The sequence below is a fragment of the Stenotrophomonas sp. K-6 genome (assembly GCF_056861555.1).
This window is the reverse complement of the sequence record NZ_JBSPUC010000002.1, coordinates 977732-1004465: the sequence shown is the minus strand read 5'-3', so window position 1 is coordinate 1004465 and position 26734 is coordinate 977732. Positions and strand designations below refer to the sequence as shown.

Sequence of the window (26734 nt, the reverse complement as noted above, 5' to 3'; positions counted from 1 at the left end):
TTCCGATCCAACGACCATGACCACCACCGCCCGCCCGCAGACCCTCTCAGATTGGCTCAGCTACATCGAGCAGCAGCACCCCGCGACCATCGACATGGGGCTGGACCGGGTGCGTACCGTGGCGCAGGCGATGGGGCTGGGCGCGCCGGCCGAGCGCAGCATCGTGGTCGGTGGCACCAACGGTAAGGGCTCCACGGTTGCCTTCATCGAAGCGATCGCCCGTGCCGCCGGCTGGAAGGTCGGCGCGTACACCTCGCCGCACCTGCTGCGCTACAACGAGCGCGTGCGCATCGATGGCCAGGACGCCACCGATGACGATCTGATGGCAGCCTTCAACGCCATTGAAGACGCCCGCGGCACGACCACGCTGACCTACTTCGAGTACGGCACATTGGCCGCCCTGCAGCTGTTCGCGCAGGCGGGCCTGGATCTGGCCGTGCTTGAAGTCGGCCTTGGCGGTCGCCTGGATGCGGTCAACATCGTCGATGGCGACGTGGCGGTGATCACCACCGTCGACATCGACCACAGCGACTGGCTGGGCGCGGACCGCGAAGCGATCGGGACCGAGAAGGCCGGCATCATCCGTGGCTGGAAGCCGGTCATCCTCGGCGAAACCGATCCGCCCTCGAGCGTGCTCGCGCGTGCCTATCTGGTCGGTGCCAACGCCATCCGCGGCGGCAGCGATTTCTTCGCCGAGGCCATCGATGGCGAACGCTGGCGCTGGCGCGATGTCGGCTTCCGTATCGAACTGCCGCACCCGGCGTTGCGTGGCCCGATCCAGCGCGCCAATGCCGCCACAGCGATCGCCGCGCTGCGTGCGCTGGATCGCCCGCTGCCGCGCACCGCCTTCATCCAAGGCGTTGCCGCCGCGCGTATCCGTGGCCGTCTGCAGGCCTTTGATCGTGACGGCGTGGAGGTGCTGGTCGATGTCGGCCACAACCCGCAGGCCGCACGCGAGCTGGCCGCCGCACTGAAGGCCAGTCGCGTCACCGGCGACACCATCGCGGTGTTTGCCGCCCTGCAGGACAAGGATGCCGCCGGGGTGGTCGATGCCTTGGCCGATCAGGTCCAGCAGTGGCATCTGGCCGGGCTGGAGGGCGCACGCGCGCAGAGCGCCGAGGAACTGCGGGCACGCCTGACCGGTACGGCGGCGGCCGGCGCTACACCGCATGCCACCGTCGTGGATGCCCTGCAGCAGGCCGTGAGCCAGGCCAAGGCCGGCGATCGCGTGCTGGTGTTTGGCTCCTTCCACACCGCCGCGCAGGCGCTGCAGACCCTCGATCCCGGTGCCTGATGGTGCTTTGCAGCGCCGTTCAGCCGCATCAGCCGCCGCACACGCGCACACCCGTATAATCGCCGTGGCATTCCGCCGCGCCGCCTGCCTGCCTTCACGTGGATACTCCTCTGAAACAGCGACTGATTGGTGCCATCGTCCTGGTGGCGTTGGCCGTGATTTTCCTGCCCATGCTGGTCAAGGGTCCCGCACCTGACAGTGGTGTGGCCAACGTGCCGATCAGTGCACCGGCCGCGCCGTCCGATGGCCAGTTCGAAACCCGCGAGCTGCCGCTGGTCGCACCCACCGGTGGCGCCACCGGCCTGCAGAGCGGGGCATCCAGCACCCAGCCGCTGGCCGACAGCGCTGCGGTCGCCGCCGATCCGGCGCCGGCCGATACCTCGCCGGCCGTGGCCGCCGGCAACTACGCGGTCAGCTTCGGTGCCTATGCCACCGAAGCCGATGCCGACCGCGTCATCGCCTCGTTGAAGAGCGCCCAGCTGGCCGGCTTCCGCGAGCCGGCCACGATCAACGGTCGCCAGGCCTGGCGCGTGCGCGTCGGCCCCTACGCCGATCGCGCGCTGGCCGAAGCCGGCCGCCTGCAGGCAGTGAAGGTGCGCAACGACGTCAAGGCCGAGGTCATCACCCTGGATGCCCGCGCCGATACCGCCGTTGCCGCCACGCCGGCCGCCACTGCACCGGCCCCTTCGCCTGCGCCGACTGCCTCCAGTGCCGCCGCCGCGCCGTCGGGCAACACGGTGAAAACCGAATCCCTGCCGGCCGAGCCGGTCGCGGCCGCCAAGCCGGAACCGAAGCCGGCCGCGCCCAAGCCCGAGCCCAAGCCGGTCCCGGCGCCCAAGCCTGAAACTGCTGTCGCGGCACCGGCTGCTCCGGCGGCACCGGCCGCCAGCAGCGTCGGTTTCGCCGTGCAGCTCGGTGCCTTCGGCCAGGCCGCCGAGGCCAACGCGCTGCGCGACAAAGTCCGCGCCGCCGGCTTCAGCGCCTTCGTGGAGCAGGTCCGTACCGACAAGGGCACCCTCAACCGGGTCCGCGTCGGGCCGGTCGCCAACCGCGCCGATGCCGAGAACCTCAAGGCCCAGGTGGCCGCCAAGGTCGGCGTGGCCGGCATGGTCCGCCCGCACCCCTGATGCCTGATCCACGCCGCCCCGCACCCGCAGGACGGCCCGTAGCGCCCGGCCTGCCGGCATGATCGACATCGTCCTGCTGGTCCTGATCGGGGCTTCGGTCCTGCTGGGCCTGATGCGCGGCTTTGTCGGCATCGTGGTCAGCACACTGTCCTGGCTGCTGGCCGGCTGGGCGGCGTTCCTGTTCGGCAATGACGCGGCCCACTGGTGGGCAGCGCCGGTGGAACCGGGCACCGGCCACTATGTCGCCGGCTATCTGGGCGTGTTCCTGACCGTCATGATCGCTGTTGGCCTGATCGGCATGCTGATCAAGGCCGCCGTGAAGGTCACCTGCCTGACCGGTGCCGACCGCCTGCTGGGCGGCGCGCTGGGCCTGGTCCGCGGCGCCTTCCTCAGCTGCGTACTGCTGATGCTGGCTGCCTTCACACCGCTGCCGCAGGAGCCGGCCTGGCGGACCTCGCAGGTGCGGCCGCTGCTGCAACCCGGCGTGCGCTGGATGCAGGCGCAGCTGCCCGAGATGGCGTTGCCGGAGGTGAATCTGCCGCAACTGCCGACGATGGATTTGGGCAAGCCGCTCGCGACAGGCGATAATGGCGTCCTTGGCGAAGTAGTGGCAGGGCGCGGATGGCCGCGTCCCGTTGACGAGGGGAGGGAGACGGCACCTGCCGACGCTGCGGCGCGCGGGCCAGCTTCCACACTGCCAGTCAATATCGAGCCGGCGCACCCGCGTCCGGACGACACCGTTCCGGCACGGAACGGTACCCCCGGCCAGGCACGGCCACCTTCACTGTAGATGGGCGCAGCCCAGCGGAGAGTTCGCACCATGTGTGGCATCGTCGGAATCGTCGGCAACCAGAACGTCGCCGGGCAGTTGTATGACGGCCTGACCGTCCTCCAGCATCGTGGCCAGGACGCGGCCGGCATCGCCACCGCCGACGGCACCCGCCTGCGCGTGCAGAAGGCCAATGGCCTGGTGCGCGATGTGTTCGATGCCAAGCGGATGTCCACGCTGGAAGGCCGCGTCGGCATTGCGCACGTGCGCTATCCCACCGCCGGTTCGGAGGGCATGGACGAGGCGCAGCCGTTCTACGTGAACTCGCCGTACGGCATCGCGCTGGCCCACAACGGCAATCTCATCAATACCGAAGCCCTGCGCCAGCAGGTATTCGAGCAGGACCGCCGCAACGTCAACACCGATTCGGACAGCGAAGTGCTGCTGAACGTGTTCGCCTTCGAACTGGACGCGCAGCGCCAGCTGACCCCGGAGGCGGCGATCCGCGCCGTGGCCGCCGTGCACCGCCGCGTCAAGGGTGGCTATGCGGTGATCAGCGTGGTGCTGGGCCTGGGCCTGGTCGCCTTCCGCGATCCGCACGGCATCCGCCCGCTGGTGCTGGGCAAGCGCGCCCACGCCGAAGGCGACGAATACATCGTGGCCTCCGAATCGGCCGCACTGGACGTGCTCGGCTTCCAGCGCGTGCGCGATGTGCGCCCGGGCGAAGCGCTGGTCATCACCGCGCGCGGCGAACTGTTCTCCGAAGTCTGCGCCGAGCCGGTCGAGCACAGCCCGTGCATCTTCGAGTACGTGTACTTCGCCCGCCCCGATTCGATGATCGACAACGTCTCGGTGCACAAGGCGCGCATGCGCATGGGCATCAAGCTGGGCGAGAAGATCCTGCGCCTGCGCCCGGACCACGACATCGACACCATCATCCCGATCCCGGACACCTCGCGCGATGCCGCGCTGGAGATCTCCAATACGCTCGGGGTGAAGTACCGCGAGGGTTTCATCAAGAACCGCTACATCGGCCGCACCTTCATCATGCCGGGCCAGGGTGAGCGGGTGAAGTCGGTGCGCCGCAAGCTCAACCCGATCCACCTGGAGTTCCGCAACCGCGTGGTGCTGCTGGTGGACGACTCGATCGTGCGTGGCACCACCAGCCAGCAGATCGTGCAGATGGCGCGCGACGCCGGCGCCCGCAAGGTCTACCTGGCCAGTGCCGCGCCGCCGGTGCGCTACCCGAACATCTACGGCATCGACATGCCGGCGGCCGAAGAACTGGTCGCGCACAACCGCAGCATCGAGGAAATCGAGAAGCACCTGGGCTGCGACTGGCTGATCTACCAGGACATCGAGGACATGGAAGCGGCGGTGAGCGAAGGCAACCCGGAGCTGAAGTCGTTCGATTCTTCATGCTTCAACGGCGTCTACCCGACCGGGATCGAGCCGGGCTATTTCGAACGCATCCAGCAACTGCGTTCGGACGATGCCAAGCACAAGCGTCGCGCCTGAGGGCAGGGCATGAGTGATGTGTTGGACAGCGCGGCCGCCGATCTGCTGCAGGCCGCGCAGCAGTGCCTGGCCGAGCCGGATCCGCTGCGCAAGGTTGCCTTGACCCAGCACTATGCCGTGCAGTTCCGCGCCGGTCGCCTGAAGGCACCGGCCGATGCGCCGGCACCGGAGCCTATCCGGATGCCGGGCCGCCCCGCCAAGCCGACGCTGGTCCACCCGCGCGATCTGCCGCGGCGTGGCCTGGGCAGCGTGGAGGGGCGTGCCGCGTTCGTACATGCGATCGCGCATATCGAACTCAATGCGATCGATCTGGCCTGGGATGCGGTCTACCGCTTCCGCGGCCTGCCGACGTCGTTCCATGCCGACTGGGTCAGCGTGGCCGATGACGAATCGCGCCACTTCATGTTGTTGCACGATCGGCTCCAGGCCAATGGCTATGCGTACGGCGATTTCGACGCACACAACGGCCTGTGGGAAATGTGCGAGAAGACCGCGCACGACGGGCTGGCGCGCATGGCGCTGGTGCCGCGCGTGCTCGAAGCGCGCGGGCTGGATGTCACTCCGGGGATGATCGTGAAACTGCGTGCCGGGGGCGACCATGCCACCGCCGATGTACTGGAGATCATCCTGCGCGAAGAAGTGGCCCACGTGGCGGCCGGCTCGCGCTGGTATCGGTGGTACTGCACGCGTGAAAACGTCGAGCCGCGACCGCGGTTCATGGCGCTGCTGAAGGAATACGCCGGCGGCTACCTCTATGGCCCGTTCAATCTGGAAGCCCGCCTGTTGGCCGGCTTCGACGAAGAAGAACTGGCCGAGCTGATCGAACAGACCGAACTGCGCGGTCAGGTGTTGGCCAGCACCACGCGCTGACCGCTTTCGGTGGGCCGATTGACGTAGAACAACCCGGGACCTGGTCGATACGGCAGTTCACGCGTGCCCGCATCGGCGGCATAGAGCAGTGCGGTATCGCCCAGCGCATCGAAGTTCCAGTGTGCCGACTGCATCAGGTAGTGCTGGCGCAGCGTGAGCTCCTGTGCGGCATCCAGCGGTTGGCCGGCCAGCAGCCGTTGCGCGATGGGCTGCAGCTGCGCAGGCAGTGCGAGCGCGGGCAGCGTGTCCGGCGACGCCGTCCACGCGACACCTGCCGCCGCGGCACGCTGGTGCAGCAGCCGCAAGGCGATGAACTGGTAGCGCGCGTCGATTTCGCGGCGCAGCACCACTGCAGCGTATACGCGCAAGGTGAGTTGCGGCAGGACGCTGCGGCTGCCTGCGACACGTTGCTGTTGCCACTGGTGCCAGACATCGACCCAGATCGCCTCCTCTCCCAGCCCCAGCGCGCGTTGCCAGCGCCGACACGTGGCCTGCGCGCTGCGGTACGCCGTGCTCGCGCGCAGCAAGGCCAGCGGCGGTACCTCACCTGCCGCCAGTCCGGTGCCACGCAGCAGTTGCCCCTGCGGGCGGCTCAGCAGTTTGGGCCCCTCGATGCGCTGGTCGTAGCCCCCGCCGATGTTGGCGTGCACGCCGGGCAGGACGATCTCCTCATGCTCGGGTGCCACGCTGGTCAGCGCGAAATGCTCGCGGTGTTCATCGCGTGCGACCAGCTGCACGACCTTGTCGGCGCAGCCGGCCGGTAGCGCGACCACCGGCATCTCATCACGGTGCTGGCGGCTGACCGCCACCACAGTATCGAGCAGCCCCACGAAGCGCACCAGCCGTGGGGCACCCGGGAAACCCGGTGCCAGCGACCAGCCGCACCGCACCAGCTGTTCGGCCAGCCAGGCAGCTGCTCCCGCTGCGTTGAGAAAGGCCACTGCATCGCGCGCGCTGGCCGCGCCGCGTGAGTAACCAAACAGATCCACGTGCACGCTGCTGACGGCGCGGCCTGGCTTCGCGCGGGCCAGTTGGCGCAGTGCTTCGGGCAGCAGTTGCTCCAGCGCCCGGCGCCGCTTGGCGCGCACGCCGGTGCGGCCGATCCCGAACGCCAGCCCCATCAGATCGTCGTCTTCACCCGTGCGGGTACCCACGCCCTCGACGTAGATCGACAGCGCCAGCGTGTTGTCGGCAGGCGGCATCTGGCGGTGATCCGGGTACAGCGCATGCAGCCGCGCGATGTTGGTCAGGCCGTTGCTGTAGCTGCTGGTCAAGCGGCTTTGATACGGCGATGCATCGTCGGCCATCACGGCCGGCGGCCGCGCTACGGGCGTAGTAGCGCCCCGTGGGCGGGACGCCCGTTGCAGGTTGTCGGCATTGTTGCGGGTGCCATCGAAGAACAGGCCGATGTGCAGTGACACCGTCGCCCCCGTTGTCGGTTGGGTAGCTGCCACTGTCATGTCGTCCCTGTTCCCCGAGGATGCCAGCCTAAGGTAGCGCGGAATCTGTTCGCGGCAAGCGCTGGCGGGGACCGCCGTGACGTCCCTGAACCAAGGCGCAGTCGATCACAGTTCTGAAATCCCATCTGTAATTTCTATTGAATTCACAGCACCAGGTCGCGCCAGATGGGGGGGGCCGGCCCGACGGCCGACAGCAACCACGACTCCACTCCGTTTTTCACTCAAAGAGAGGCGACATGATGTCCAGTTCGATGAGCAAGGCTGCAGGTGTGATCGCGTTGTGTCTGCTGGGGGCCGGTGGCGCTGCCGCCGCGCCGCTGTTCGAGCCGGTGACGGTGCTCAGCCGGGCCGGTACCGCAAACCAGCCGGCCTTGCAGGCGTTGATGGGTTCGCCCTCGACCAGCGCCGTGCAGGAGGTGCGGGTGGACGCAGCGGCGGTCTCGCCGGTGCAGAAACAACTGGACTTCGAACTGTTGGGGCAGCCGGTGCAGGCCCTGCAAAGCAAGGTCGAGACGCTCGCCGATGGCGGCAGCATCTGGTACGGCCAGATCGGGACGCGTGCCGGCGCGCGCCTGATCAAGGCCGGCGCACCGGATCCGATGAACGCGGTGATCCTGGTGCGCTCGGGAAACACGGTGACCGGCTCGATCCGCAAGGATGGCCAGCTGTACCGGCTGCGTCCGGTCAGCGATGGGCGGCATGTGCTGGTGGAAGTGGATGAGGCGCGCATGCCGGCCGATCATCCAGCCGACTACAACAGCCTGCCTACCATCGCGATGCCGGCGTCGGACCGGGCAGGGACCGCGGCAGCCTCGTCGGGTACGCCGGCCACCATCCGCGTGCTGGTGGTGGCCACCAACGGTGCGGTGGCAGCGTATGGCGGCAACATGCAGTCGCTGGTGCAACTGGCCGTGGCTGAATCCAATCAGGGCTACAGCAACAGCAATGTCGGCATCACCCTGCAGCTGGCCGGGTACGAGACCACCAGCTATACCGAGTCCAGCAGCTTCTCCACCGATCTGGCGCGCTTCCGCAACACCAGCGATGGGGTGATGGACAGCATCCATACCAGCCGCAACAACACCCAGGCCGATGTCGCGGTCCTGGTGATCAACAACGCCAGTTCGTGTGGGCTGGCCTCGGGCATCGGCTCCACGGCGGCCACCGCGTTCGCGGCGGTGCATTGGGACTGCGCCACCGGCTACTACTCCTTCGCGCATGAGATCGGCCACCTGCAGAGCGCACGGCATGACATCGCCACCGACTCGAGCACCTCACCGTATGCCTATGGGCACGGCTATCGCTACGAACCGACCACCGGCACCGGCTGGCGCACGATCATGGCCTACAACTGCACGCGCAGCTGCCCGCGCCTGAACTACTGGTCCAACCCGAACATCAGCTACAACGGGATTCCGATGGGCATCGCCAGCAGCGCCGACAACCAGCGCGTGCTGGTCAACACCAAGGCGGCAGTAGCCGCATTCCGCTGATCTTCAATTCCCGCGGCGGCCACTGCGGCGCCGCGGGCTCGGTTCAGTTCGCCAGGGTATCCAGCGTCCAGCCTTCGGGCGTCACGCGCAGCACCGAACCCTGCTCGTACCAGTCGCCGAGCACGATGCGGGTGCAGTCGCGGCCACCGGCCTGCAGCGTGTGGATGGCGGGGCGGTGGGTATGGCCGTGGATCATCGTGTCCACGCCGTAGCGGGCGAACGTGCTGTCCACCTCGGCCGGCGCCACGTCGGTGACGGTCTCGAACTGCGCGCGGTCGCCCTGTTTCATTTCCGACTGACGCGCCTGGCTGGCATCGCGCGCCTTCTGCGCGAAGGCGATGCGCGCGGCCAGCGGCTGCGACAGGAACTGCGCCTGGAACACCGGGTCGCGGGTCTGCGTGCGGAACTGCTGGTAGGCCACATCGTCGGTGCACAGCAGATCGCCGTGCTGCAGCAGCACCGGGCGGCCATACAGATCGATGACGCTCGGGTCGGGGAGGATCGTGAACCCGGCGCGGTGCGCGTAGTCCTCGCCGACCAGGAAATCGCGGTTGCCGCGGATGAAGTACACCGGTACCCCGGCATCGGCCACGGCATGCAGCGCGACCGCGACCGCATCGGCGGCCGGGGAGGGCGTGTCATCGCCGATCCAGGCTTCGAACAGATCGCCCAGGATGTACAGGGCATCTGCCTGCATCGCATCCTCACGCAGGAAGGCCAGGAACAGGTCGGTGATGGCTGGACGACTCGGGTCCAGGTGCAGATCGGAGATGAACAGCGTGGTCATGGCCGCATTGTAAAACGCACATGCGCGATGCGCGCGTCCCCGTTCCTCAGACCGGCAACGGCAACCACTGGAGGCTGGCAGCCGCCAGCAGTGCGGCAATGCCGGTGGCAGCCAGCACGTCACTGGGGTAGTGCAGGCCGAGCACCACCCGCGACAGTCCGATCAGCGCGGTAAAGGGCACCAGCAGCGGGGCCAGCCACGGGTAGTACGCCAGCGCCACGATCGTGAAGGACACCGCGTGGAGCGTATGCCCGGACGGGAAGCTGAACTCATCCAGCGGCGCCACCCACGCCCGGATGCGGAGATCGGCGGCGAAGGGCCGCGGGCGGCGCGTCCAGCGTTTGAGGCCCTTGTACAGCAACAGCGCCATCAGCCCGGTGGCCGCCATGTGCAGCGAGGCACGCAGGCCGTCGAAGCCGTCCAGCAGCACCAGTGCGGCCATCAGCGCGTACCAGGCCGCGCCGTCGCCAAGACGACTGATGACGGCAAAGGCGTGCCGCACCCGGCGGCGGCGGCAGTAGTGGTTGGCGCGTCGGCACCAGCGCGTTTCGCGGCCGCGCAGGGCATCAAGCAGCATGGTCGGCATGCGGCCTCCGGGCTTGGGCCAGTTCGGCGAGCAGGGCATCGAACTCGGCCACCACGTGCTGGGGATGCAGCCGCTTCATCGCGGTGGCGGCATTGCGGCCGAGCCGGTTGCGCAGTATGTCGTCGCCGGCCAACTGCACCGCCGCAGTCACAAAGTCGTTGTCATCGTTCACGGCGATGCCGTTTTCATCGGTGCGCAGGTATTCGCGGGCGGCGCCGTAGTCGAAGGCGATCGTGGCCAGTCCGCTGGCCATCGCTTCGAGGGTGACGTTGCCGAATGTCTCGGTGCGGCTGGGGAACAGGAACAGATCACCGCTGGCGAAGTGCCGCGCCAGCGCATCCCCGCGCTGCACGCCGCAGAAGATGAAGTCCGGGTTGTCGTGCGCGAGTTTGGCGCGCGACGGGCCATCGCCCACGAACACGAAGCGCGCCTTGGGCCGCACCTGCTGCAGGCGACGGAACGCCTTGACCGCCAGCCCAAGGTTCTTCTCCGGGGCGATGCGGCCGACGTAGATCGCGGCGAAGCCGTTGCCATCGATCCCCCATTCCTCGCGCAGTGCCGGGTCACGGCGCTCGGGCTCGAACTGACTGCTGTCCACGGCGCGCGCCAGCAGGCGCACGCGATCGAAGCCCTGCTCGCCGAGGAACTGCTGCAGCTCCTGGGTCGGCACCAGCGTGGCATCGGCCTGGTTGTGGAAGCGGCGCATCCAGCGCAGCGCGGCGGCCTGCAGCCAGGCCACGCCATAGTCGGGCAGGTACTCGTCGAAGCGGGTATGGAAGCCGGTGGCGACCGGAATGCCCAAACGCCGTGCGGTGCGCAGTGCCGACCAGCCAAGCGGACCCTCAGTGGCGATGTAGATTGCGTCCGGTCGTTGATGCTGCCACTGGCGCGTCAATCGCGCAGGCGCCGGCAGGCCAAAGCGCAGGCCGGGATAGCGCGGCAGGTTGGCACCGGTGACCAGCACCGTGCTGTCCACCGCGTCGGTATCGCACGATTGCCGTGGACGGACCAGATCGACCTGATGGCCGGCGGCACGCAACCCCAGTTCCAGGCCCTGCACGGTCAAGGCAACGCCATTGACTTCAGGGGGGTAGGTTTCGGTGACGATGGCATAGCGCATGGCGGGCCTCCGGTATGCCACGCATGCTGGGCCCGGGCGATGTAGCCGACATGACCGCCGTATGACGCTCGGATGACGCGCTCTCCGGCCGGCAGCATCACCGCCCGCAGGGGCGTGTGAGTCATGCGGTCAGGCGACGAAGGGTCGGAACTGCACACCCAGCCCGGCCATGCCCTCGGTTTCACCGATCAGATCGGCGCGCAGCAGCGGGCGCGCATCGATGTAGGCCTGGGGCAGTATCAGCGACAGGCGCGCATCATCGGCGGTCAGTTCCAGCGCCGGCATCGGCGCGTCTTCGTGCGCACGGTTGAGCAGGACCGCCAGCCGCAGCAGTGCGGTCATGCGCCGTGCCGGTTGCAGCAGACGCTCTGGCAGTGCGTCGAAGGCGGACTTGGAGATGTTGCGGCGGTGGCTGCGCACCAGCGCGGCGAGCAACTGCTGTTCCTGCCGCGAGAAACCGGCGATGTCCGAGTTCTCCAGCACATAGCTGCCGTGCACGTGGTAACCGCTGTGCGCGATCATCAGGCCGAGTTCGTGCAGGCGTGCGGACCAGCCGAGCATGCGCGCATCGTCCGGGTCCAGCTGCCAGCTTTCTTCCACCTGGGCGAGCAGGTACATCGCGGTGTTTTCCACGCGATCGGCCTGGACGGTGTCGATGCCGTAGCGCTGGGTCAGTGCGGCGACCGATTCGTCGCGCAGGTCGTTCTCGCTGGCGCGGCCAAGGATGTCGTACAGGATGCCTTCGCGCATCGCCGCCTTGCTGACCAGCAGCTTCTGCAGCCCCAGCGCCTGGAAGGCCGCTTCGAGCACCAGGATGCCGCCGGCGATGATCGGACGGCGATCGGCGGACAGGCCCGGCAGGTCGATGTCCTCGATGCGCTTGGCCTTGAGCAGTTCATCGCGCAGCTGCGGCAGGGCCTCGGCCGTGATCGCGCCCTTGCTCAGCTTCATCGTGGCGCAGATTTCGCTGATCGCCTTGTGCGTGCCCGACGAGCCCAGTGCTTCGTGCCAGCCCAATGCGCGGTACTTGTTGGCGAACTGCTGGAACTCCGCGCCGATCTCGGTCAGGGCGTCCTTCCAGCGCTTCTTGCTGAGCTTGCCGCCGGGGAAGAAACGCCGCGTGCTGGCGATGCAGCCGGCCTGCAGGCTTTCGCGCTCCAGGGTCTGCATGCCCTGGCCGATGATGAATTCGGTGGAGCCGCCGCCGATGTCGATCACCAGCCGGCGCTGGTCCGCCTTGGGCGGTTGCGCATGGGCCACGCCCAGGTAGATCAGGCGCGCCTCTTCGCGGCCGCTGACCACTTCGATCGCATGGCCGAGCGCGGTTTCGGCCGGCATCAGGAAGGCCTGCGGTGAGCGCAGCTGGCGGACGGTGTTGGTGGCCAGTGCACGCACCCGCACCGCGGGGATTGCCCGGATGCGCTGGCCGAACCGGGCCAGACACTCCAGTGCGCGCTGTCGGGCTTCGGCGGACAGGCCGCCCTTGCCATCCAGGCCATCGGCCATGCGCACGGTCTCGCGCAGGCGGTCGACGACCCGCAACTGCCCGAGCGTGTATCGCGCGATGACCATGTGGAAGCTGTTCGATCCAAGGTCGATGGCGGCGAGCAGGTCGCCATCCTGCAGAGCGGGCGGAGTCGTGGAGGTATGCGGCATGGACGAATGTTAGCCGAAGGGCGGGGCCGCGCGTCACCGCGCGGACTTCACATCATCACGCTGCGACCTTGGGTCGCGGTTCAAAGGCCCTGCAGCAGGGCCATCTGCGCCGAGTGCGGCGGCTCGTCGTGCCCCGGCGTGCACTTGATGTAGCTGCCGTCGGCCTGCAGTTCCCAGGCATTGAGGTTGTCGTCCAGGTAGTTCTGCAGCACGTCGCGGTAGACCTTGCGCGCCAGTTCCGGATCCAGGATCGGGAAGCAGGTCTCGACCCGGCGCAGCAGGTTGCGCTCCAGCCAGTCCGCGCTGGCGCAGAACAGCTCCGAGGCGCCGTCATTGCCGAACCAGTAGACCCGGCTGTGTTCCAGGAAGCGGCCGACGATCGAGCGCACCCGGATGGTGTCCGAAACGCCGGGGACGCCCGGGCGCAGGGTGCAGGCGCCGCGCACGATCAGGTCGATCTGCACGCCCGCCTGCGAGGCCGCGTACAGGGCACGGATCACCTGGGGTTCGTTGAGGGCATTCATCTTGGCGATGATCCGCCCCGGACGGCCACTGGCAGCCAGGCGCGTTTCGCGCTCGATCCGCTGCAGCAGGCCCGGGTGCAGGGTGAAGGGTGACTGCAGCAGGCGCTTGAGCTTCATCCGCGGGGCCAGCCCGGACAGCTGCTGGAACAGCAGGTGCACATCGTTGCCGATGTCCGCATCGGCGGTGATCAGGCTCAGGTCGGTGTAGGCCCGCGCGGTGCCGCTGTGATAGTTGCCGGTGCCCAGGTGCACGTAGCGGCGCAGCTTGCGGCCTTCGCGGCGCACGATCAGCAGCATCTTGGCGTGGGTCTTGAAGCCGACCACGCCGTAGACGACCTGGACGCCGGCCTCCTGCAGGCGGTCGGCCAGGCCGAGGTTGGCTTCCTCATCGAAGCGCGCGCGCAGCTCGACCACGACGGTGACGTCCTTGCCGTTGCGGGCGGCCTGGATCAGCGCATCGACGATCAGCGAATCCTTGCCGGTGCGGTACAGGGTCTGCTTGATCGCCAGCACATTCGGGTCGACGGCGGCCTGCTTGATCACATCCAGCACGGCGGTGAACGCATCGAAAGGATGGTGCAGCAGCACGTCGCGGCGCGCGACGATTTCGAAGATGCCATCGCTGTCGCGCAGCACGCGCGGGCTCAGCGAGGGATACTTCAGGTCCGGCCGCTGGATCACGTCGTACAGCTGGACCACGCGGTTGAGGTTGACCGGGCCGTCGATGCGGTACACCGCGTTCTCGGTGAGACCGAAGTTCTGCAGCAGGGTGCGCACGATGTCGCGCGGGCAGTCCTGTGCGATCTCCAGCCGCACGGCCGGGCGGTAACCCCGGTCGACCAGCTCATCGCGCAGCGCCAGGGCCAGGTTCTCGACTTCCTCCTCGTCCACCACCAGCTCGGAATTGCGGGTCACGCGGAACTGATACGCGCCCTGGACTTCCATGCCCGGGAACATCTCATCGACGAAGGTCGACAGCACCGAGGACAGGAACACGAAGGTCTGCGGGCCGCCGAGTTTTTCCGGCAGCTGGATGATGCGCGGCAGCGAGCGCGGCGCGCGCACGATCGCCAGATGGCCGGCACGGCCGAACGCATCGGTGCCCTTGAGCACCACCACGATGTTCAGCGATTTGTTGAGGATCTTCGGGAACGGGTGCGACGGATCCAGGCCGAGCGGGGACAGCACCGGCATGATCTCGTTGCGGAAATACGCCCGCAGCCAGCGCTTCTGGCGATGGTTCCAGGAGTGCCGGCCAAGCACATCGATGCCGGCCTCATGCAGTGCCGGGCGCAGGGTCTCGTTCCAGCAGCGGTACTGCTGGTCGACCAGCTGTGCAGCGCGGTCGTGGATGGCGTTGAGGATCGCCTGCGGGGTCATGCCGTCCGGCGCCGGCGGCAGGCCGTACTCCTGCGCATGGCGCACCGCGGCCGCGCGGATCTCGAAGAACTCATCCAGATTGGTGCAGGAAATGCACATGAAGCGCAGACGCTCCAGCAGCGGTACCTGCGGGTCCATCGCCTGGGCCAGCACGCGGAAGTTGAAATCCAGCTGCGACAGCTCGCGGTTGATGTACAGCGCCGGATCGCGCAGCGGATCGCCGTCCACAGGCACGGCGGCGGGAACAGGAGTGCTCATGCGGAAAAGTCTTCAGAAGAAGGAAGGGAGACGACCTCGTTGCGCGCGCGCACCTGGTCGGCATCGAAATGGCACGAGAACGTGCTGCCTTTACCGACCTCGCTCTGGATGTCCAGGCGGGCATGGTGCAGGCCGAGAATATGCTTGACGATCGACAGCCCGAGCCCGGTGCCGCCGCTCTCGCGCGAGCGGCTGCTGGAGACGCGGTAGAAGCGTTCGGTCAGGCGCGGCAGATGGTTGGCCGGAATGCCGTAACCGGTGTCGCGTACCGACAGCACCACGCCATCGCCTTCGCGCGCGAACTCTACTTCCACGCGGCCGCCGGCCGGGGTGTAGCGCACCGCGTTGGTGACCAGGTTGGAAAACGCGCTGTGCAGTTCCTTGTTGGAGCCCTGCAGGTCCACGCCGGCGGTATCGATGATGCTGATCTGGTGGCGGCCCTGGCTGTGCGCCTCGGCCTCGCGGCGCAGCGTGGCCAGCATCGGGGTCATCGCCACGGCTTCGGCTTCGGTGTGTTCCTGTGATTCCAGACGCGACAGGGTAAGCAGGTCTTCGACCAACTGCGCCATGCGCTGGGATTGCTTGCGCATCTCCTCCAGCATCGGGCCGGTGCCGGGGAAATCTTCCGGATCCATCATGTCCAGATAGCCGTGCACCACGGTCAGCGGGGTGCGCAGCTCATGCGAGACGTTGGCAACGAAATCACGGCGCACCTGTTCCAACCGCAGCAGCTTGCTGACATCGCGTGCGATCAGCAGCCAGTAGTCCGGCGAGTAGGGAATCAGGCGCAGGTTGAGGCGGATCGCTGGATCGACCGGGGAGGGGACGTCCAGGATCGGTTCGGCATTGCGGCCGCCGGCCAGCCAGTGCGCCAGCGGCATCGGCTGCAGGCGTTCAACCAGCGCCTCGCCCAGATCACCGGGGTGGTGCAGGCCGAGCAGCGAGGTGGCCGCTTCGTTGAACCACTGCACGCGCTGGCTGTTGCGGTCGACCACCACCACGGCATCGGGCAGGGCGGCGGCCGCGGCGCGATAACTGCGCAGCATGTCCAGCAGGCGCCGCTTGCGCGTGCGCATTTCCCACTGATTGCGGTAGAGCAGGCGGTCCAGCTCGTTCCATACACCGGTGCCGTCGCCCATGTCCCAGCGATGGCGTGCGGTCAGCCCGCGCAACACCCGGCGCAGCCGCCAGTAATGCCAGGTCAGCGCGCCGATCGAAGCCAGCGCGATGCACATCCAGACGTGGCCGACCGCCAAGCCCAGCAAGCCGGCCGCGAGCAGCAGGGCGGCGAGGGTGGCCAGCGTTTTCAACCAGGCAGAACGGATGTGGCGGGGCATTGCGGTCTCGCAGAAAGTGCGGGCCTCGGAATCGATCCAAGGTTATAGCAGGAGTGGCCGGCACCGGGCATGCGCGCCCGGTCCCGGCCCGACGAGACTCAGGTCGAGGTGGAGAACCGGTAGCCGGCACCGCGTACGGTCTGCACCATGTTCTCGGCACCGAACGGCTCCAGCGTCTTGCGCAGGCGGCGGATGTGCACGTCGATGGTGCGCTCCTCCACGTACACGCTGCCGCCCCACACGTGATCCAGCAGCTGGGCACGGGTGTAGACGCGTTCGGGGTGGGTCATGAAGAAATGCAGCAGGCGGTATTCGGTCGGACCGATCGGCACCGGCTGGTCGCCGGCGAAGACGCGGTGCGCGGCGCCATCGATGCGGATCGTACCCACCGCGACGCTGCCATCTTCGTCGTCGTCGCGGGCGCGGCGCATGACCGCACGGATGCGGGCCAGCAGTTCGCGTGCCGAGAACGGCTTGACCACATAGTCGTCCACACCGGCTTCAAGACCACCGACCCGATCGTTTTCCTCGCCACGTGCGGTCAGCATGATGATCGGCACCTCGCGGGTGAGGGCTTCTTTGCGCCAGCGCCGGGCCAGGTCCAGGCCGCTGGTGCCCGGCAGCATCCAGTCCAGCAGGATCAGGTCCGGGACGCGATCGGCGATGGCGGTCTGCGCCTCGCGGGCGTCGCCAGCATGGATCGGGTCGTAGTCGCCCTTGCGCAGGGCAAAGGCGACCATTTCGCGGATCGCGGGTTCGTCATCGACGATCAGGATGCGTTTCTGCACGTGCCCACCGTATTGCTCATCAGATCGGGATTGAGCTCAGTAGACTACGGTTTCATGACAGGTTTGTGACGAGCTGGCCGTTCCCGTCGGTCACCGCCATCTGGCGGTCATGAGCGGACGGGCGCCGCGCCCCTCAGCGGCGGTCCAGATCCGGGTCGTCGATTCCCTGCCGGCGCATTTCCAGCACGGTCGGGGTGATGCTCTCGATCCGGGCGTCGACCCGGGCACGACCTACGTAATCCAGGCTCGGCTGCTTCTTCAGTGCCTGCAGCTGGATCAGTGCCTGTTCCGGGCGACCGCTCAGGAAGGCGGCCTCGGCGTAGGCCTCGCTGGCCCGGGTGGTGTCGCCGGCCAACTCGCTGGCGCGGGCGAACCGTTGCTGGAAGACCGGATCATTGCCGCTTTGCGACAGCATCGGGCGCAGCATTGCCTGCGCGCGCTGGCCGGCTTCGCGCCCGCCCTGTTCGTTGAGGATCGACGCATAGGTCAGGGCCACCGGACGGCTGCCCGGGTGCTGGCGCATGAGCGTTTCGAAGCGGGCGTTGGCCTGCGCCTGCTGGCCCGAACGCGACTCGGCCTCGCCCAGGGCCAGGGCCACCCACAGGTTGTCGGGATGGTCGCGCAGCAGCTCGGTGAGGTCGCGGGTAGCCTGTGCCGCCGCACTGTTGCGCAGCCGCCCCAGCGCAAGCCCATAGCGTTGCGGTTCGGTCAGCCCGTTCTTCTGCGCGCGCTGCAGGCGTTCATACTCGCCGATCACATCGGCGGGGGTATCGGCGCTGAGCACGCGCAGGCGCTCGCGCGCCCACTCGAACTGGCCCGTGCTGCCGCGGCTGAGCGAATTGACCGAGATCTGCATCGAGGCCGGGAGCAGGGGGTTGCTCCGCCGTACCAGCGGATCGGACAGTGCCGGGTCGGCCGGGTTCACCCGCTCCTGGCGGACCCCGCCGGGCACCTCGGTGGTGAGCAGCACGGTGTCTTTCTTCATCTGCTCGGCGCGCGCCTTGGCCTCGCTGATGCGGGTGGTGGTGACCGGGTGGGTCTGCAGGAAATCCGGCACGCTGTAGCCGCCCTGGTTGCCCCGCATCGAGGCCGACATGCGCTCGAAGAACCCGGCCATCGCATCCACGTCGTAGCCGCTGCGGGCCAGGGTGCGGATGCCCAGCCGATCGGCCTCGGACTCATTGGAACGGGTGTAATTGATCTGGCGCTGCTGCATCAGTCCCATGCCGGAGGTGATCGCGGCCATGGTGGCATCGCCAGAGGAATTGCCCCCGGCCTGCTGCGCGGCCACGACCGCGGCCAGCATGCCCAGCAGGATGGGAATCTGGTCGCGCTGGGCGCGCTCCACCCCGCGCAGCACGTGCTGCTGGGTGACGTGGGCGATTTCGTGGGAGAGCACCGCTGCTACTTCGTCCTCGCGCTCGGCGGTCAGCACCAGGCCCGCATTCACGCCGATATAGCCGCCCAGGGTGGCGAAGGCGTTGATCTGCCGGTCCTTGAGCATGAAGAAGGTATACGACTGGCGCGGCTGGGCACTGTTGGAGCCCAGCCGGGCACCCATGGTCTGCAACCAGTCATCGACCAGCGGGTCGTCGAGCAGGAAGCCGTAGTTGCGCAGTTCGCGCAGCATCATCCCGCCGTACTCGGCCTGCCGGGCCGGGGTCAGCAGCTCGCCAGCCGAGGACCCGATGTCCGGCAGCTTGCTTTCCTGGGCGCCGGCCAACGGCACCGCCAAGGCCAGGGTCAACGCGGCAGAGAGCAGCAAAGGGCGCAAACGGAGCTCCTGGGGGAAAGGCGGACGACAGCGTGACAGGGCCAGTGCAACCTGCGGTTAAACCACAGTGTTGCGGCGGTGACGTGGAAAATCCAGCAGACCGCTACCATATACAGACCAACGTTCCGCTGTGGAGTTTCCCGTGAGCCAAGATGCTGTTACCCCCCCGGGTGGTGCGCCCGCCATCACCATCTACTCGACCGCGGTGTGCCCGTACTGCGTGGCCGCCAAGAACTTCCTGAAGAGCAAGGGCCGGGAGTGGACCGAGGTCCGGATCGACCTGGACGCTGCCGAGCGCGAGAAGATGATGGCCAAGACCCGCCGCACCAGCGTGCCGCAGATCTTCGTCGGCGAGGTCCACGTGGGTGGCTACGACGACATGATGGCGCTGCACCGCGCTGGCAAGCTGGAGCCGCTGCTGGCCGGGCAGGACCCGGCATGAGCGCGTCCGACGACGGCAGCAAGGACCGCATCGCCGAATTCACCGAGTTCCGCCAGCGCATGAACCAGCGCATCCTGGGTGAGCCGAACCAGGTGGTGCGCCGCTTCTTCGCGCTGGACACCCAGACCTACCAGGCGGGCGCGCTGGATGTGAAGACCAAGGAACTGCTGGGTCTGGTCGCCTCGATGGTGCTGCGTTGCGATGACTGCATCAGCTACCACGTGGCCCAGTGCAAGGACGCCGGCGTGACCCGCGAGGAGTTCTTCGAGACCTTCTCGGTCGGTCTGGTGGTCGGCGGTTCCATCGTGATCCCGCACCTGCGCCGCGCGGTGGACTTCCTGGATCAGCTCGAAGGTGGCGCTCAAGCGCCGGCCGTGCACGAACATTGAGGTCGGGGCCATGATGGCCCCACCGCGGTAGGCGCCGACCGTTGGTCGGCTGCTCCGGCACCCCGGCAATGGCGCCGCCCCCGGTGGCGCACCGTTCAGGTGCGAGGCCACGTTCAGCAACCCGGATAGCAATGCCTCTGGAGGAAAGCCCCTTCTGTTGAAGGGGCGCGCCGACAGGCGCGGGGTAGAGGAGGCATGCGCGGGCAATTCTGCCTTACCCGCCTTGGACCAATGGCCTATTTGGGGTCCATTGGGCGCGTAAGGCATAATTGCCGATGAAACTTCCCTTGCGCCCGCGCTTCGCGCACCTCACGGATGGCGCTCCCCCTCGGTTCGGAATACACATCAATGACGCAGAAAATCACGGTCATCCGCGGTGACGGCATCGGCCCGGAGATCATGGACGCTACCCTGTTCGTGCTCGGCAAGCTGGACACCGGCTTTGAATATGAAGACGCCGACGCGGGCCTGGTCGCGCTGGAAAAGCACGGCGATCTGATGCCGGCCTCCACCCTGGAGTCGATCGCACGCAACAAGATCGCGCTGAAGAGCCCGCTGACCACGCCGGTCGGTGGTGGCTTCACCTCGATCAACGTCAGCCTGCGCCGCCACTTCGACCTGTACGCCAACGTGCGTCCGGCGGTCTCGTTCCCGAACACCAAGTCGCGTTTCGGCGATGGCGTGGACCTGATCACCGTCCGTGAGAATACCGAAGGCGCGTACCTGGCCGAGGGCCAGGAAGTGTCGGCCGATGGCGAGACCGCCTTCTCTGGCACCCGCATCACCCGCAAGGGCTCCGAGCGCATCGTGCGCTACGCTTTCGAGCTGGCCCGCAGCACCGGCCGCAAGAAGGTCACCGCCGTGCACAAGGCCAACATCATCAAGTCGACCTCGGGCCTGTTCCTGGCCGTGGCGCGCGAAGTGGCGGCCAAGTACCCGGACATCGAGTTCCAGGAAATGATCGTCGACAACTGCTGCATGCAGTTGGTGATGCGTCCGGAACAGTTCGACGTGATCGTGACCACCAACCTGTTCGGCGACATCATCTCCGACCTGTGCGCCGGTCTGGTCGGCGGCCTGGGCCTGGCCCCGGGCGCCAACATCGGTGAGAACGCGGCGATCTTCGAGGCCGTGCACGGCACCGCGCCGGACATCGCCGGGCAGGGCAAGGCCAATCCGTGCGCGCTGCTGCTGGCCGCTGCGCAGATGCTGGACCACGTCGGCCAGGTCGAGAACGCTGAGCGCCTGCGCAAGGCCATCGTGGCCACGCTGGAAGCCAAGGATTCGCTGACCGGCGATCTGGGCGGCACCGGCAACACCATGGGCTTCGCCCAGGCCATCGCCAGCCGCCTGTAAGCGCGCGGGTCGGTTGTCCAGAAAGCGGGGCGCTTCGGCGTCCCGCTTTTTTATTGCCTGCTCGATGGCGGGGGGAAGGCGATCCCGACGGGAGGGGATTCATCAATCTGTGCGAGAAACGCACAGATGCTGTGTGCGTAACTGGCTGTTGGTGCACGGATCCGCCGCGCACCATGTACGCCATCCCAACCATAGCAGGAGCTTTCCCATGCACTTTGCCTCCCTGATCGGCCTGGCCGGCATCCTCGGTGTCGCTACCGCGTCCGCCCAGCCCGCCGCCGAGCCGGCTCACCCGACCATCCGCCACATGGCGGGCGCGCAGGACGCGAGCGCATTGCCGGCTGGCAAGACCGCGTTGCTGGTGATCGATTTCCAGAACGAATACTTCGCTGGTGGCCGCATGCCCATCCCTGACGGCGATGCCGCCTTGGCCCAGACCCGCCGCCTGGTGGACTTCGCCGATGCCCACAAGATCCCGGTCATCCACGTCCAGCACGTTCTTCCGGCTGGCGCGCCGCTGTTCGCCGAAGGCAGCCGCACGGTCCAGTTCCACCCGCAGATGCAGCCGCGCAAGGGCGAGCAGGTGATCGCCAAGGACAACGTCAGCGTGTTCGCCGGTGCCTCCGGCCCGGTGCTGGAGCAGGCGCTCAAGGAGGCCGGAATCGACACGCTGATCATCGCCGGCCTGCAGACCCATGCCTGCGTCGCTGGTGCCGCCCGCGACGCCGCGCCGAGGGGCCTGAACGTGATCGTCTCCTCCGATGCCACCGCGAGCCGCGATCTGGACCTGCACGATGGCAGCCAGGTCGGCCACGCCCTCCTGCACGCCGCAGCCCTGGCCAGCATCGAAGACACCTACGGCACCGTGCTGGGCACCGATCAGATCCTGGCGCTGCCGGTCCGCTGAGCCGCGCCGGCCTTGTTATGCTGCCGGCACCGCCACAGGTGCCAGCCGCTGCACGGGAGCGAGATGGACCAGTTTTCCGCCATGAGGGCATTCCGCAGCATCGTCGATGCAGGCAGTTTCACCGCGGCCGCCGAGCGCCTGGACACGACCCATTCGTCGATGTCGCGGCAGTTGCGCCAGCTGGAGGCGCATCTGGGTTCACGCCTGCTCGACCGCAACAGCCGGCGCCTGATGCTGACCGAAGCAGGGCGGGCCTACTACCACGATTGCGTGGACATCCTGGACCGGGTGGAGATCGCCGAGCAGCGGCTGCAGGCCGATCAGGACTCACCCAGTGGATTGCTGCGCGTCAGCGCGCCGTTGGTGATCGGCACGCTGGAACTCGCTCAATGGTTGCCTGCCTTTCTGGAGCAGTACCCCGGCATCGCGCTGGATCTGTCCTGCGATGATCGCCAGGTCGATCTGATCGGAGGCGGTTACGACATGGCCCTTCGCATTGCCGGGCCGTTGGCTGACAGTGCGTTGGTGGCGCGCGAACTGGCTGTTACCGACATGGTGCTGGTGGCGTCGCCGCGCTACATCGCGCAATGGGGGCTGCCGCGCCAGCCAACGGATCTGGCCCGACATGCGCTGATCGGGTTTGCCGGCGCACGTGGGCCGGCGGCATGGTCACTGACCTCCGCACGCGGCGTGCAGAGCGAGATCCAACCGCAGGGCCGGCTGCGCGTGGATGCGATCCCGGCGCTGTACGCGGCCGTGCTGGCGGGGCAGGGCATCGCCGCGTTCACTCGCCTGACCGTGCAGGACGATCTGCTGCATGGGCGCCTGGTGCGTGTTCTGCCTCAGCATCACGCCGGGCGGCGGCATTACTACGCGGTGTACCCGCACGCGCGCCAACTGGCGCCCAAGGTGCGCGCGCTGGCCGACTTCATGGCCCGGCACTACACCACGCTCCAGCAACGGCGTGCGGCCGTGCCGGAGGCATGAAGAAGGCGCCTTGCGGCGCCTTCTTCATGTCACTGCGGGTGCGTGGATCAGCGCTGCTGGATCTTGGACAGCAGGCGCAGGAATTCCACGTACAGCCACACCAGCGTGACCATCAGGCCGAACGCGCCGTACCACTCCATGAACTTCGGCGCGCGCGCTTCGGCACCGGTTTCGATGAAGTCGAAATCCAGCACCAGGTTCAACGCCGCCACCACGACCACGAACAGGCTGAAGGCGATGCCCATCCAGCCGCCTTCGTGGATCATCGGGATGTTGATGTTGAAGAAGCTCAGCACGAACGAGGCCAGGTACAGCAGCGCGATGCCGCCGGTTGCCGCCACCACGCCCAGCTTGAAGTTCTCGGTGACCTTGATCAGGCCGCTGCGGTACACCGCCAGCATCACGAACATCGTGCCGAAGGTCAGCATCACCGCCTGCATCACGATGCCGGGGAACTTGGCATTGAACATCGCCGAGATCGCGCCGAGGAACAGGCCTTCGACCAGTGCATACATCGGTGCGGTGACCGGCGACCATTCCTTCTTGAACACGGTCACCAGGGCCAGTACCAGGCCGCCGATCGCACCAACCAGCGTGTACAGCATGGCGCTGGAGGTGGGCAGGCCGTTCGCATCGACCGACTGGCTCCACGCGAAGGCGGCCGTCAGTACGGTCAGCAACAGCAACACGCCGGTCTTGTTGACGGTGCCGTTGATGGTCATCGCCTGATCGGGACGGGCCACGACCGAGCCGCTGGCCAGGTCGAGGAAGGTGGACTCGGAAAGTGCGGGATTGCCGCTGCGCATTGCCAATCTCCTTGATGGGGTAGGGGTTCGGCCCTCCGGCCGCTGCACCGAGCATAGCTGAAGCGGCCATCGGCCATCACGACATGTGAATTGATGTGTGAAAACCGTTGACAGATGCCATGCCGATTCCCACAATAGGCGGCTCTTTCGGGGGGAACCCCGGAGGGAAACAAACCGCCGGGGTATAGCGCAGTCTGGTAGCGCGCCTGCTTTGGGAGCAGGATGTCGGGGGTTCGAATCCCTCTACCCCGACCAAGCCCGCTGCTCAAATCGGGATTGGAGTGCGACAATCCGGATCGAGCGCCCGTAGCTCAACTGGATAGAGCACCGGCCTTCTAAGCCGGCGGTTACAGGTTCGATTCCTGTCGGGCGCGCCATTCGGTGCAAGCGGTAGGAAACAAGGTTTTCAGTGGTGGCTGTAGCTCAGTTGGTTAGAGTTCCGGATTGTGATTCCGGTGGTCGGGGGTTCGAGTCCCCTCAGCCACCCCACTGATTCAAGCTGGTTCACCGAAAGTGAATCAGGGTTGCAAAAGGCAGCACACACGCTACAATGTGCGCCTGAGTTTTCAGGGCTGTTAGCTCAGTTGGTAGAGCAGTTGACTCTTAATCAATAGGTCCAAGGTTCGAATCCTTGACAGCCCACCAAGACAGAAGCTGCCTGGTCCGCCAGGCGGCTTTTTTCTTGTTCGAGACACGCGTTGAATGGTCTGGCAGCTGCGCGCCCACGGAAGCCCTTCGCCATCCATTCAAACAAAACCCTTGCGTCGCGTGCAGGAAACCCTGCATAATTCGCCTCCCGATTTTCGGGCTGTTAGCTCAGTTGGTAGAGCAGTTGACTCTTAATCAATAGGTCCAAGGTTCGAATCCTTGACAGCCCACCAAGACAGAAGCCGCCTGGTCCGCCAGGCGGCTTTTTTCTTGCCTGCGACGAACGACGTCGCCGCGGCGGGCATAGCTGAAAGCCCCCTGAAACCAGGGCCGATCGCGTCATGTCACATCCCCAGGTTGCGCCCCAGTGCACGGATCGCAGGCCGCAATCGCGTTCCACTGATGTCTCCCGCGCCATCGGCGCATATCGAGAGACGTTCCGCCATGAAGTCCATGTCCCTGGCCGCGCTTGTCGCGTCCGCAGTGGCGATCACCGCGAGCGCAGCACCGTCCCACGAACCGCCTGCACTGCATCGCGCGGGCATTGCCGATCACGCCGGTCATGCCACCACCGTCGCGCGTCGTGATCTGGGCCCCGGCGAGTTCCGCCCCGCGCTTCCGCTCGCCAGTGCGCAGCTCGAGGTGCGCCTGCCGACCGTCATCCACACCGGCACGCGAGAGCCGGAACTGACGCCGGCGCGTCCCGTCGGCGCGCGTTGACGGGTGGGCGGAGAGCGGCAACGTGCCGCTCTCCGCCTCGTTAAGCAACATGACGACCTTCCGCTTTCCGGCCGCGCCTGCAACAATGCGCGCCTGAGGTGATCAGACCAGCGAAAGTGGCGGAATTGGTAGACGCCCTGGATTTAGGTTCCAGTGCCGCAAGGCGTGGGGGTTCGAGTCCCCCCTTTCGCACCAGTGCAGGGCATTTTTGCCGGCACCATGACCATGGACACGCCCCCGATCGGGGAGACGGCCACATGCTGGCCCCCTGGCGGCCCCGAGCGTTCTCGGCCCGCGCTGGCGGCGCTGGCGTTTATCGGCGAAACTACAGGGCTGCGGCGGGCATGCGCGTCCACGACCCCGCGTCCAAAACCCGTTTCATCCATCACATCGTGCCGGGGCCCATGCCGCCGGTGGCAGGAGTCAACATGCAAGCTTCGATCGAATCCACTGGCAATCTGGAACGCCGCCTGACCTTCTCGCTGCCGGAAGACCGTCTGCAGACGCACATCAGCGGCCGTCTGGGCGAAATCGCCCGCACCACGCGCATCAAGGGCTTCCGCCCGGGCAAGGTGCCGGCCAAGGTGATCGAGCAGCGTTTCGGCCAGCAGGTCCGCAGCGAAGCCGTCGACGGCCTGCTGCGTGAGACCTTCGATGCCGCCCTGCGCGAGCACGAGCTGCGCATCGCCGGCACCCCGCGCATCGACAAGGGCGAGGGCGAGCTGTCCTTCGTGGCCACCGTCGAGCTGGTGCCGGACTTCGGCGACGTGGACGTCAGCAAGCTGACCGTGATCCGCCACACCGCCGAGATCAACGACGCCGACATCGACCAGATGATCACCAACCTGCGCGAGCAGCGCCGCAGCTGGAGCCCGGTCACCCGTGGCGCCCAGGACGGTGATCTGGTCGCCCTGGAAACCTGGTCGCAGGCCGGCGATGAGCGCCTGCCGGCCGAAGGCACCGAAAAGGGCAGCGTGATCGTGGGCCAGGGCATGATGTTCGAGCAGATCGAACAGGGCCTGGTCGGTCTGACCGCCGGTGAAGAAAAGACCCTGGACGTCGAGTTCCCGGCCGATTGGCGCGTCCCCGCGCTGGCCGGCAAGCAGGTCAAGGTCACCGTCAAGGCGGTGGACGTGTCCGCGCCGGTGCTGCCGGAAGTCGATGCCGAGTTCATCAAGAGCTTCGGCGTGAAGGGCGGCGACGTGGAGCAGTTCCGCAAAGACATCCGCGCCAACCTGGAGCGTGAGCTCAAGGGTGCCCTGATGAACCGCCTGCGCCGCGAAGTCGGCGAGCAGCTGATTGCCGCCTACGCCTCGGTGGAAATGCCGCCGCGCCTGGTCGAGAACGAAGCCCGCGCCATGCTGGCCCAGCAGATCGATCAGATCCGCCGCAGCGGCCGCAACCCGGGCGACGTCCCGGCTGATGCCCATGAAGGCTTCAAGGACGCCGCTGCCAAGCGCGTGCTGGTCGGCCTGCTGGTCGGTGAAGTGGCGCGCAGGAATGACCTGCGCCTGGACCCGAAGCGCCTGAATGAAACCATGCGCCTGATCGCCTCGACCTACGAAGAGCCGGAGCAGGTCATTGAGATGTACCGCAATGACCCCCAGCTGATGACTGGGCTGCAGAATCGCGTCATGGAAGAGCAGGTGATCGATTGGATCGCCGAGCGCGCCCAGCACACCGAAGAGAAGCTGTCGTTCCAGGACGCGATCCGCCAGTAAGCGGCCCGCGTTTTACG

At 67.1% G+C, this 26734-nt stretch carries 23 protein-coding genes and 6 tRNA genes; 19 read left to right on the top strand and 10 right to left on the bottom strand.

Features of this window, described 5'->3' with window-relative positions:
- Positions 1–16: 16 nt before the first annotated feature.
- The 5 genes from folC (at position 17) to AC13F7_RS10085 (ending at position 5578) form a co-directional block, all read left to right on the top strand.
- Positions 17–1294, top strand: a complete 1278-nt coding sequence (gene folC, locus AC13F7_RS10105; RefSeq protein WP_483000068.1) for a bifunctional tetrahydrofolate synthase/dihydrofolate synthase — start codon at positions 17–19, stop codon at positions 1292–1294.
- A 98-nt stretch (positions 1295–1392) separates the two neighbouring features.
- A complete protein-coding gene (locus tag AC13F7_RS10100; protein ID WP_483000067.1) occupies positions 1393–2421 on the top strand; it encodes an SPOR domain-containing protein in 1029 nt (342 codons plus the stop codon).
- A 58-nt stretch (positions 2422–2479) separates the two neighbouring features.
- A complete protein-coding gene (locus tag AC13F7_RS10095; protein ID WP_483000066.1) occupies positions 2480–3211 on the top strand; it encodes a CvpA family protein in 732 nt (243 codons plus the stop codon).
- Between the two features lie 30 nt (positions 3212–3241).
- On the top strand, positions 3242–4708 hold the full coding sequence (gene purF / locus AC13F7_RS10090; protein WP_019185825.1) for an amidophosphoribosyltransferase: 1467 nt from the start codon (positions 3242–3244) through the stop codon (positions 4706–4708).
- A 9-nt stretch (positions 4709–4717) separates the two neighbouring features.
- The gene (locus AC13F7_RS10085) at positions 4718–5578 is read left to right on the top strand and encodes a ferritin-like domain-containing protein (RefSeq protein ID WP_483000065.1); all 861 of its coding nucleotides are present in this window, start codon (positions 4718–4720) and stop codon (positions 5576–5578) included.
- Here AC13F7_RS10085 and AC13F7_RS10080 read toward each other — a convergent pair.
- Positions 5551–7038 carry a phospholipase effector Tle1 domain-containing protein gene (locus AC13F7_RS10080; protein ID WP_483000064.1) on the bottom strand — a complete coding sequence of 496 codons (1488 nt, stop codon included), beginning with the start codon at positions 7036–7038 and terminating at the stop codon, positions 5551–5553. The two genes, AC13F7_RS10085 and AC13F7_RS10080, sit on opposite strands and share 28 nt — an antisense overlap.
- 236 nt (positions 7039–7274) lie before the next feature.
- Between AC13F7_RS10080 and AC13F7_RS10075 the strand changes: the two genes are divergently transcribed.
- A complete protein-coding gene (locus tag AC13F7_RS10075) occupies positions 7275–8531 on the top strand; it encodes a zinc-dependent metalloprotease (protein WP_483000063.1) in 1257 nt (418 codons plus the stop codon).
- Between the two features lie 43 nt (positions 8532–8574).
- Here AC13F7_RS10075 and lpxH read toward each other — a convergent pair whose 3' ends face one another.
- The 8 genes from lpxH to AC13F7_RS10035 form a co-directional block, all read right to left on the bottom strand.
- On the bottom strand, positions 8575–9318 hold the full coding sequence (gene lpxH, locus AC13F7_RS10070) for a UDP-2,3-diacylglucosamine diphosphatase (RefSeq protein ID WP_481470573.1): 744 nt from the start codon (positions 9316–9318) through the stop codon (positions 8575–8577).
- 46 nt (positions 9319–9364) lie between these two features.
- Positions 9365–9904, bottom strand: coding sequence for a phosphatase PAP2 family protein (locus AC13F7_RS10065; protein WP_481470574.1), 540 nt, complete (start codon positions 9902–9904; stop codon positions 9365–9367).
- Positions 9885–11024, bottom strand: a complete 1140-nt coding sequence (locus tag AC13F7_RS10060) for a glycosyltransferase family 4 protein (protein WP_481470575.1) — start codon at positions 11022–11024, stop codon at positions 9885–9887. Before AC13F7_RS10060 ends, AC13F7_RS10065 begins: the two co-directional genes overlap by 20 nt.
- 129 nt (positions 11025–11153) lie before the next feature.
- Complete coding sequence (gene ppx, locus AC13F7_RS10055; protein ID WP_481470577.1) at positions 11154–12680, bottom strand: exopolyphosphatase; 1527 nt, start codon at positions 12678–12680, stop codon at positions 11154–11156.
- A gap of 80 nt (positions 12681–12760) precedes the next feature.
- Positions 12761–14842: a polyphosphate kinase 1 gene (gene ppk1, locus AC13F7_RS10050; RefSeq protein WP_481470578.1), complete on the bottom strand. Its 2082-nt coding sequence runs from the start codon at positions 14840–14842 to the stop codon at positions 12761–12763.
- The gene (phoR, locus tag AC13F7_RS10045; RefSeq protein WP_346472727.1) at positions 14839–16179 is read right to left on the bottom strand and encodes a phosphate regulon sensor histidine kinase PhoR; all 1341 of its coding nucleotides are present in this window, start codon (positions 16177–16179) and stop codon (positions 14839–14841) included. Before phoR ends, ppk1 begins: the two co-directional genes overlap by 4 nt.
- A 98-nt stretch (positions 16180–16277) precedes the next feature.
- On the bottom strand, positions 16278–16967 hold the full coding sequence (gene phoB, locus AC13F7_RS10040) for a phosphate regulon transcriptional regulator PhoB (protein WP_019185815.1): 690 nt from the start codon (positions 16965–16967) through the stop codon (positions 16278–16280).
- 133 nt (positions 16968–17100) lie between these two features.
- A complete protein-coding gene (locus AC13F7_RS10035) occupies positions 17101–18741 on the bottom strand; it encodes a M48 family metalloprotease (protein ID WP_481470851.1) in 1641 nt (546 codons plus the stop codon).
- 142 nt (positions 18742–18883) lie between these two features.
- Here AC13F7_RS10035 and grxC point away from each other — a divergent pair, with 142 nt between their 5' ends.
- From grxC to AC13F7_RS10010, 5 genes are all read left to right on the top strand, one after another.
- On the top strand, positions 18884–19183 hold the full coding sequence (gene grxC, locus AC13F7_RS10030; RefSeq protein WP_123728488.1) for a glutaredoxin 3: 300 nt from the start codon (positions 18884–18886) through the stop codon (positions 19181–19183).
- Positions 19180–19572 (top strand): carboxymuconolactone decarboxylase family protein, encoded by a 393-nt coding sequence (locus tag AC13F7_RS10025; protein WP_481470852.1) that lies wholly within the window; start codon positions 19180–19182, stop codon positions 19570–19572. Before grxC ends, AC13F7_RS10025 begins: the two co-directional genes overlap by 4 nt.
- Before the next feature lie 348 nt (positions 19573–19920).
- A complete protein-coding gene (locus AC13F7_RS10020) occupies positions 19921–20928 on the top strand; it encodes an isocitrate dehydrogenase (RefSeq protein ID WP_121042973.1) in 1008 nt (335 codons plus the stop codon).
- Positions 20929–21136: 208 nt separating this feature from the next.
- The gene (locus AC13F7_RS10015) at positions 21137–21835 is read left to right on the top strand and encodes a cysteine hydrolase family protein (protein ID WP_481470853.1); all 699 of its coding nucleotides are present in this window, start codon (positions 21137–21139) and stop codon (positions 21833–21835) included.
- 63 nt (positions 21836–21898) lie between these two features.
- Positions 21899–22822 carry a LysR family transcriptional regulator gene (locus tag AC13F7_RS10010; protein ID WP_483000057.1) on the top strand — a complete coding sequence of 308 codons (924 nt, stop codon included), beginning with the start codon at positions 21899–21901 and terminating at the stop codon, positions 22820–22822.
- Between the two features lie 47 nt (positions 22823–22869).
- Here AC13F7_RS10010 and AC13F7_RS10005 read toward each other — a convergent pair whose 3' ends face one another.
- The gene (locus tag AC13F7_RS10005; RefSeq protein WP_458233622.1) at positions 22870–23628 is read right to left on the bottom strand and encodes a Bax inhibitor-1/YccA family protein; all 759 of its coding nucleotides are present in this window, start codon (positions 23626–23628) and stop codon (positions 22870–22872) included.
- Between the two features lie 178 nt (positions 23629–23806).
- Here AC13F7_RS10005 and AC13F7_RS10000 point away from each other — a divergent pair.
- The 8 genes from AC13F7_RS10000 (at position 23807) to tig (ending at position 26717) form a co-directional block, all read left to right on the top strand.
- A tRNA-Pro gene (locus AC13F7_RS10000) sits at positions 23807–23883 on the top strand.
- A 45-nt stretch (positions 23884–23928) separates the two neighbouring features.
- Positions 23929–24005: transfer RNA gene (locus tag AC13F7_RS09995), tRNA-Arg, on the top strand.
- 35 nt (positions 24006–24040) lie between these two features.
- Positions 24041–24117, top strand: a tRNA-His gene (locus AC13F7_RS09990).
- Positions 24118–24197: 80 nt separating this feature from the next.
- Positions 24198–24273: transfer RNA gene (locus AC13F7_RS09985), tRNA-Lys, on the top strand.
- A gap of 160 nt (positions 24274–24433) precedes the next feature.
- Positions 24434–24509, top strand: a tRNA-Lys gene (locus AC13F7_RS09980).
- Between the two features lie 211 nt (positions 24510–24720).
- Complete coding sequence (locus AC13F7_RS09975; protein ID WP_483000055.1) at positions 24721–24996, top strand: hypothetical protein; 276 nt, start codon at positions 24721–24723, stop codon at positions 24994–24996.
- Positions 24997–25106: 110 nt separating this feature from the next.
- Positions 25107–25191: transfer RNA gene (locus AC13F7_RS09970), tRNA-Leu, on the top strand.
- Between the two features lie 233 nt (positions 25192–25424).
- Positions 25425–26717, top strand: coding sequence for a trigger factor (gene tig, locus AC13F7_RS09965; protein WP_481470856.1), 1293 nt, complete (start codon positions 25425–25427; stop codon positions 26715–26717).
- The last annotated feature ends 17 nt before the right edge of the window (positions 26718–26734 follow it).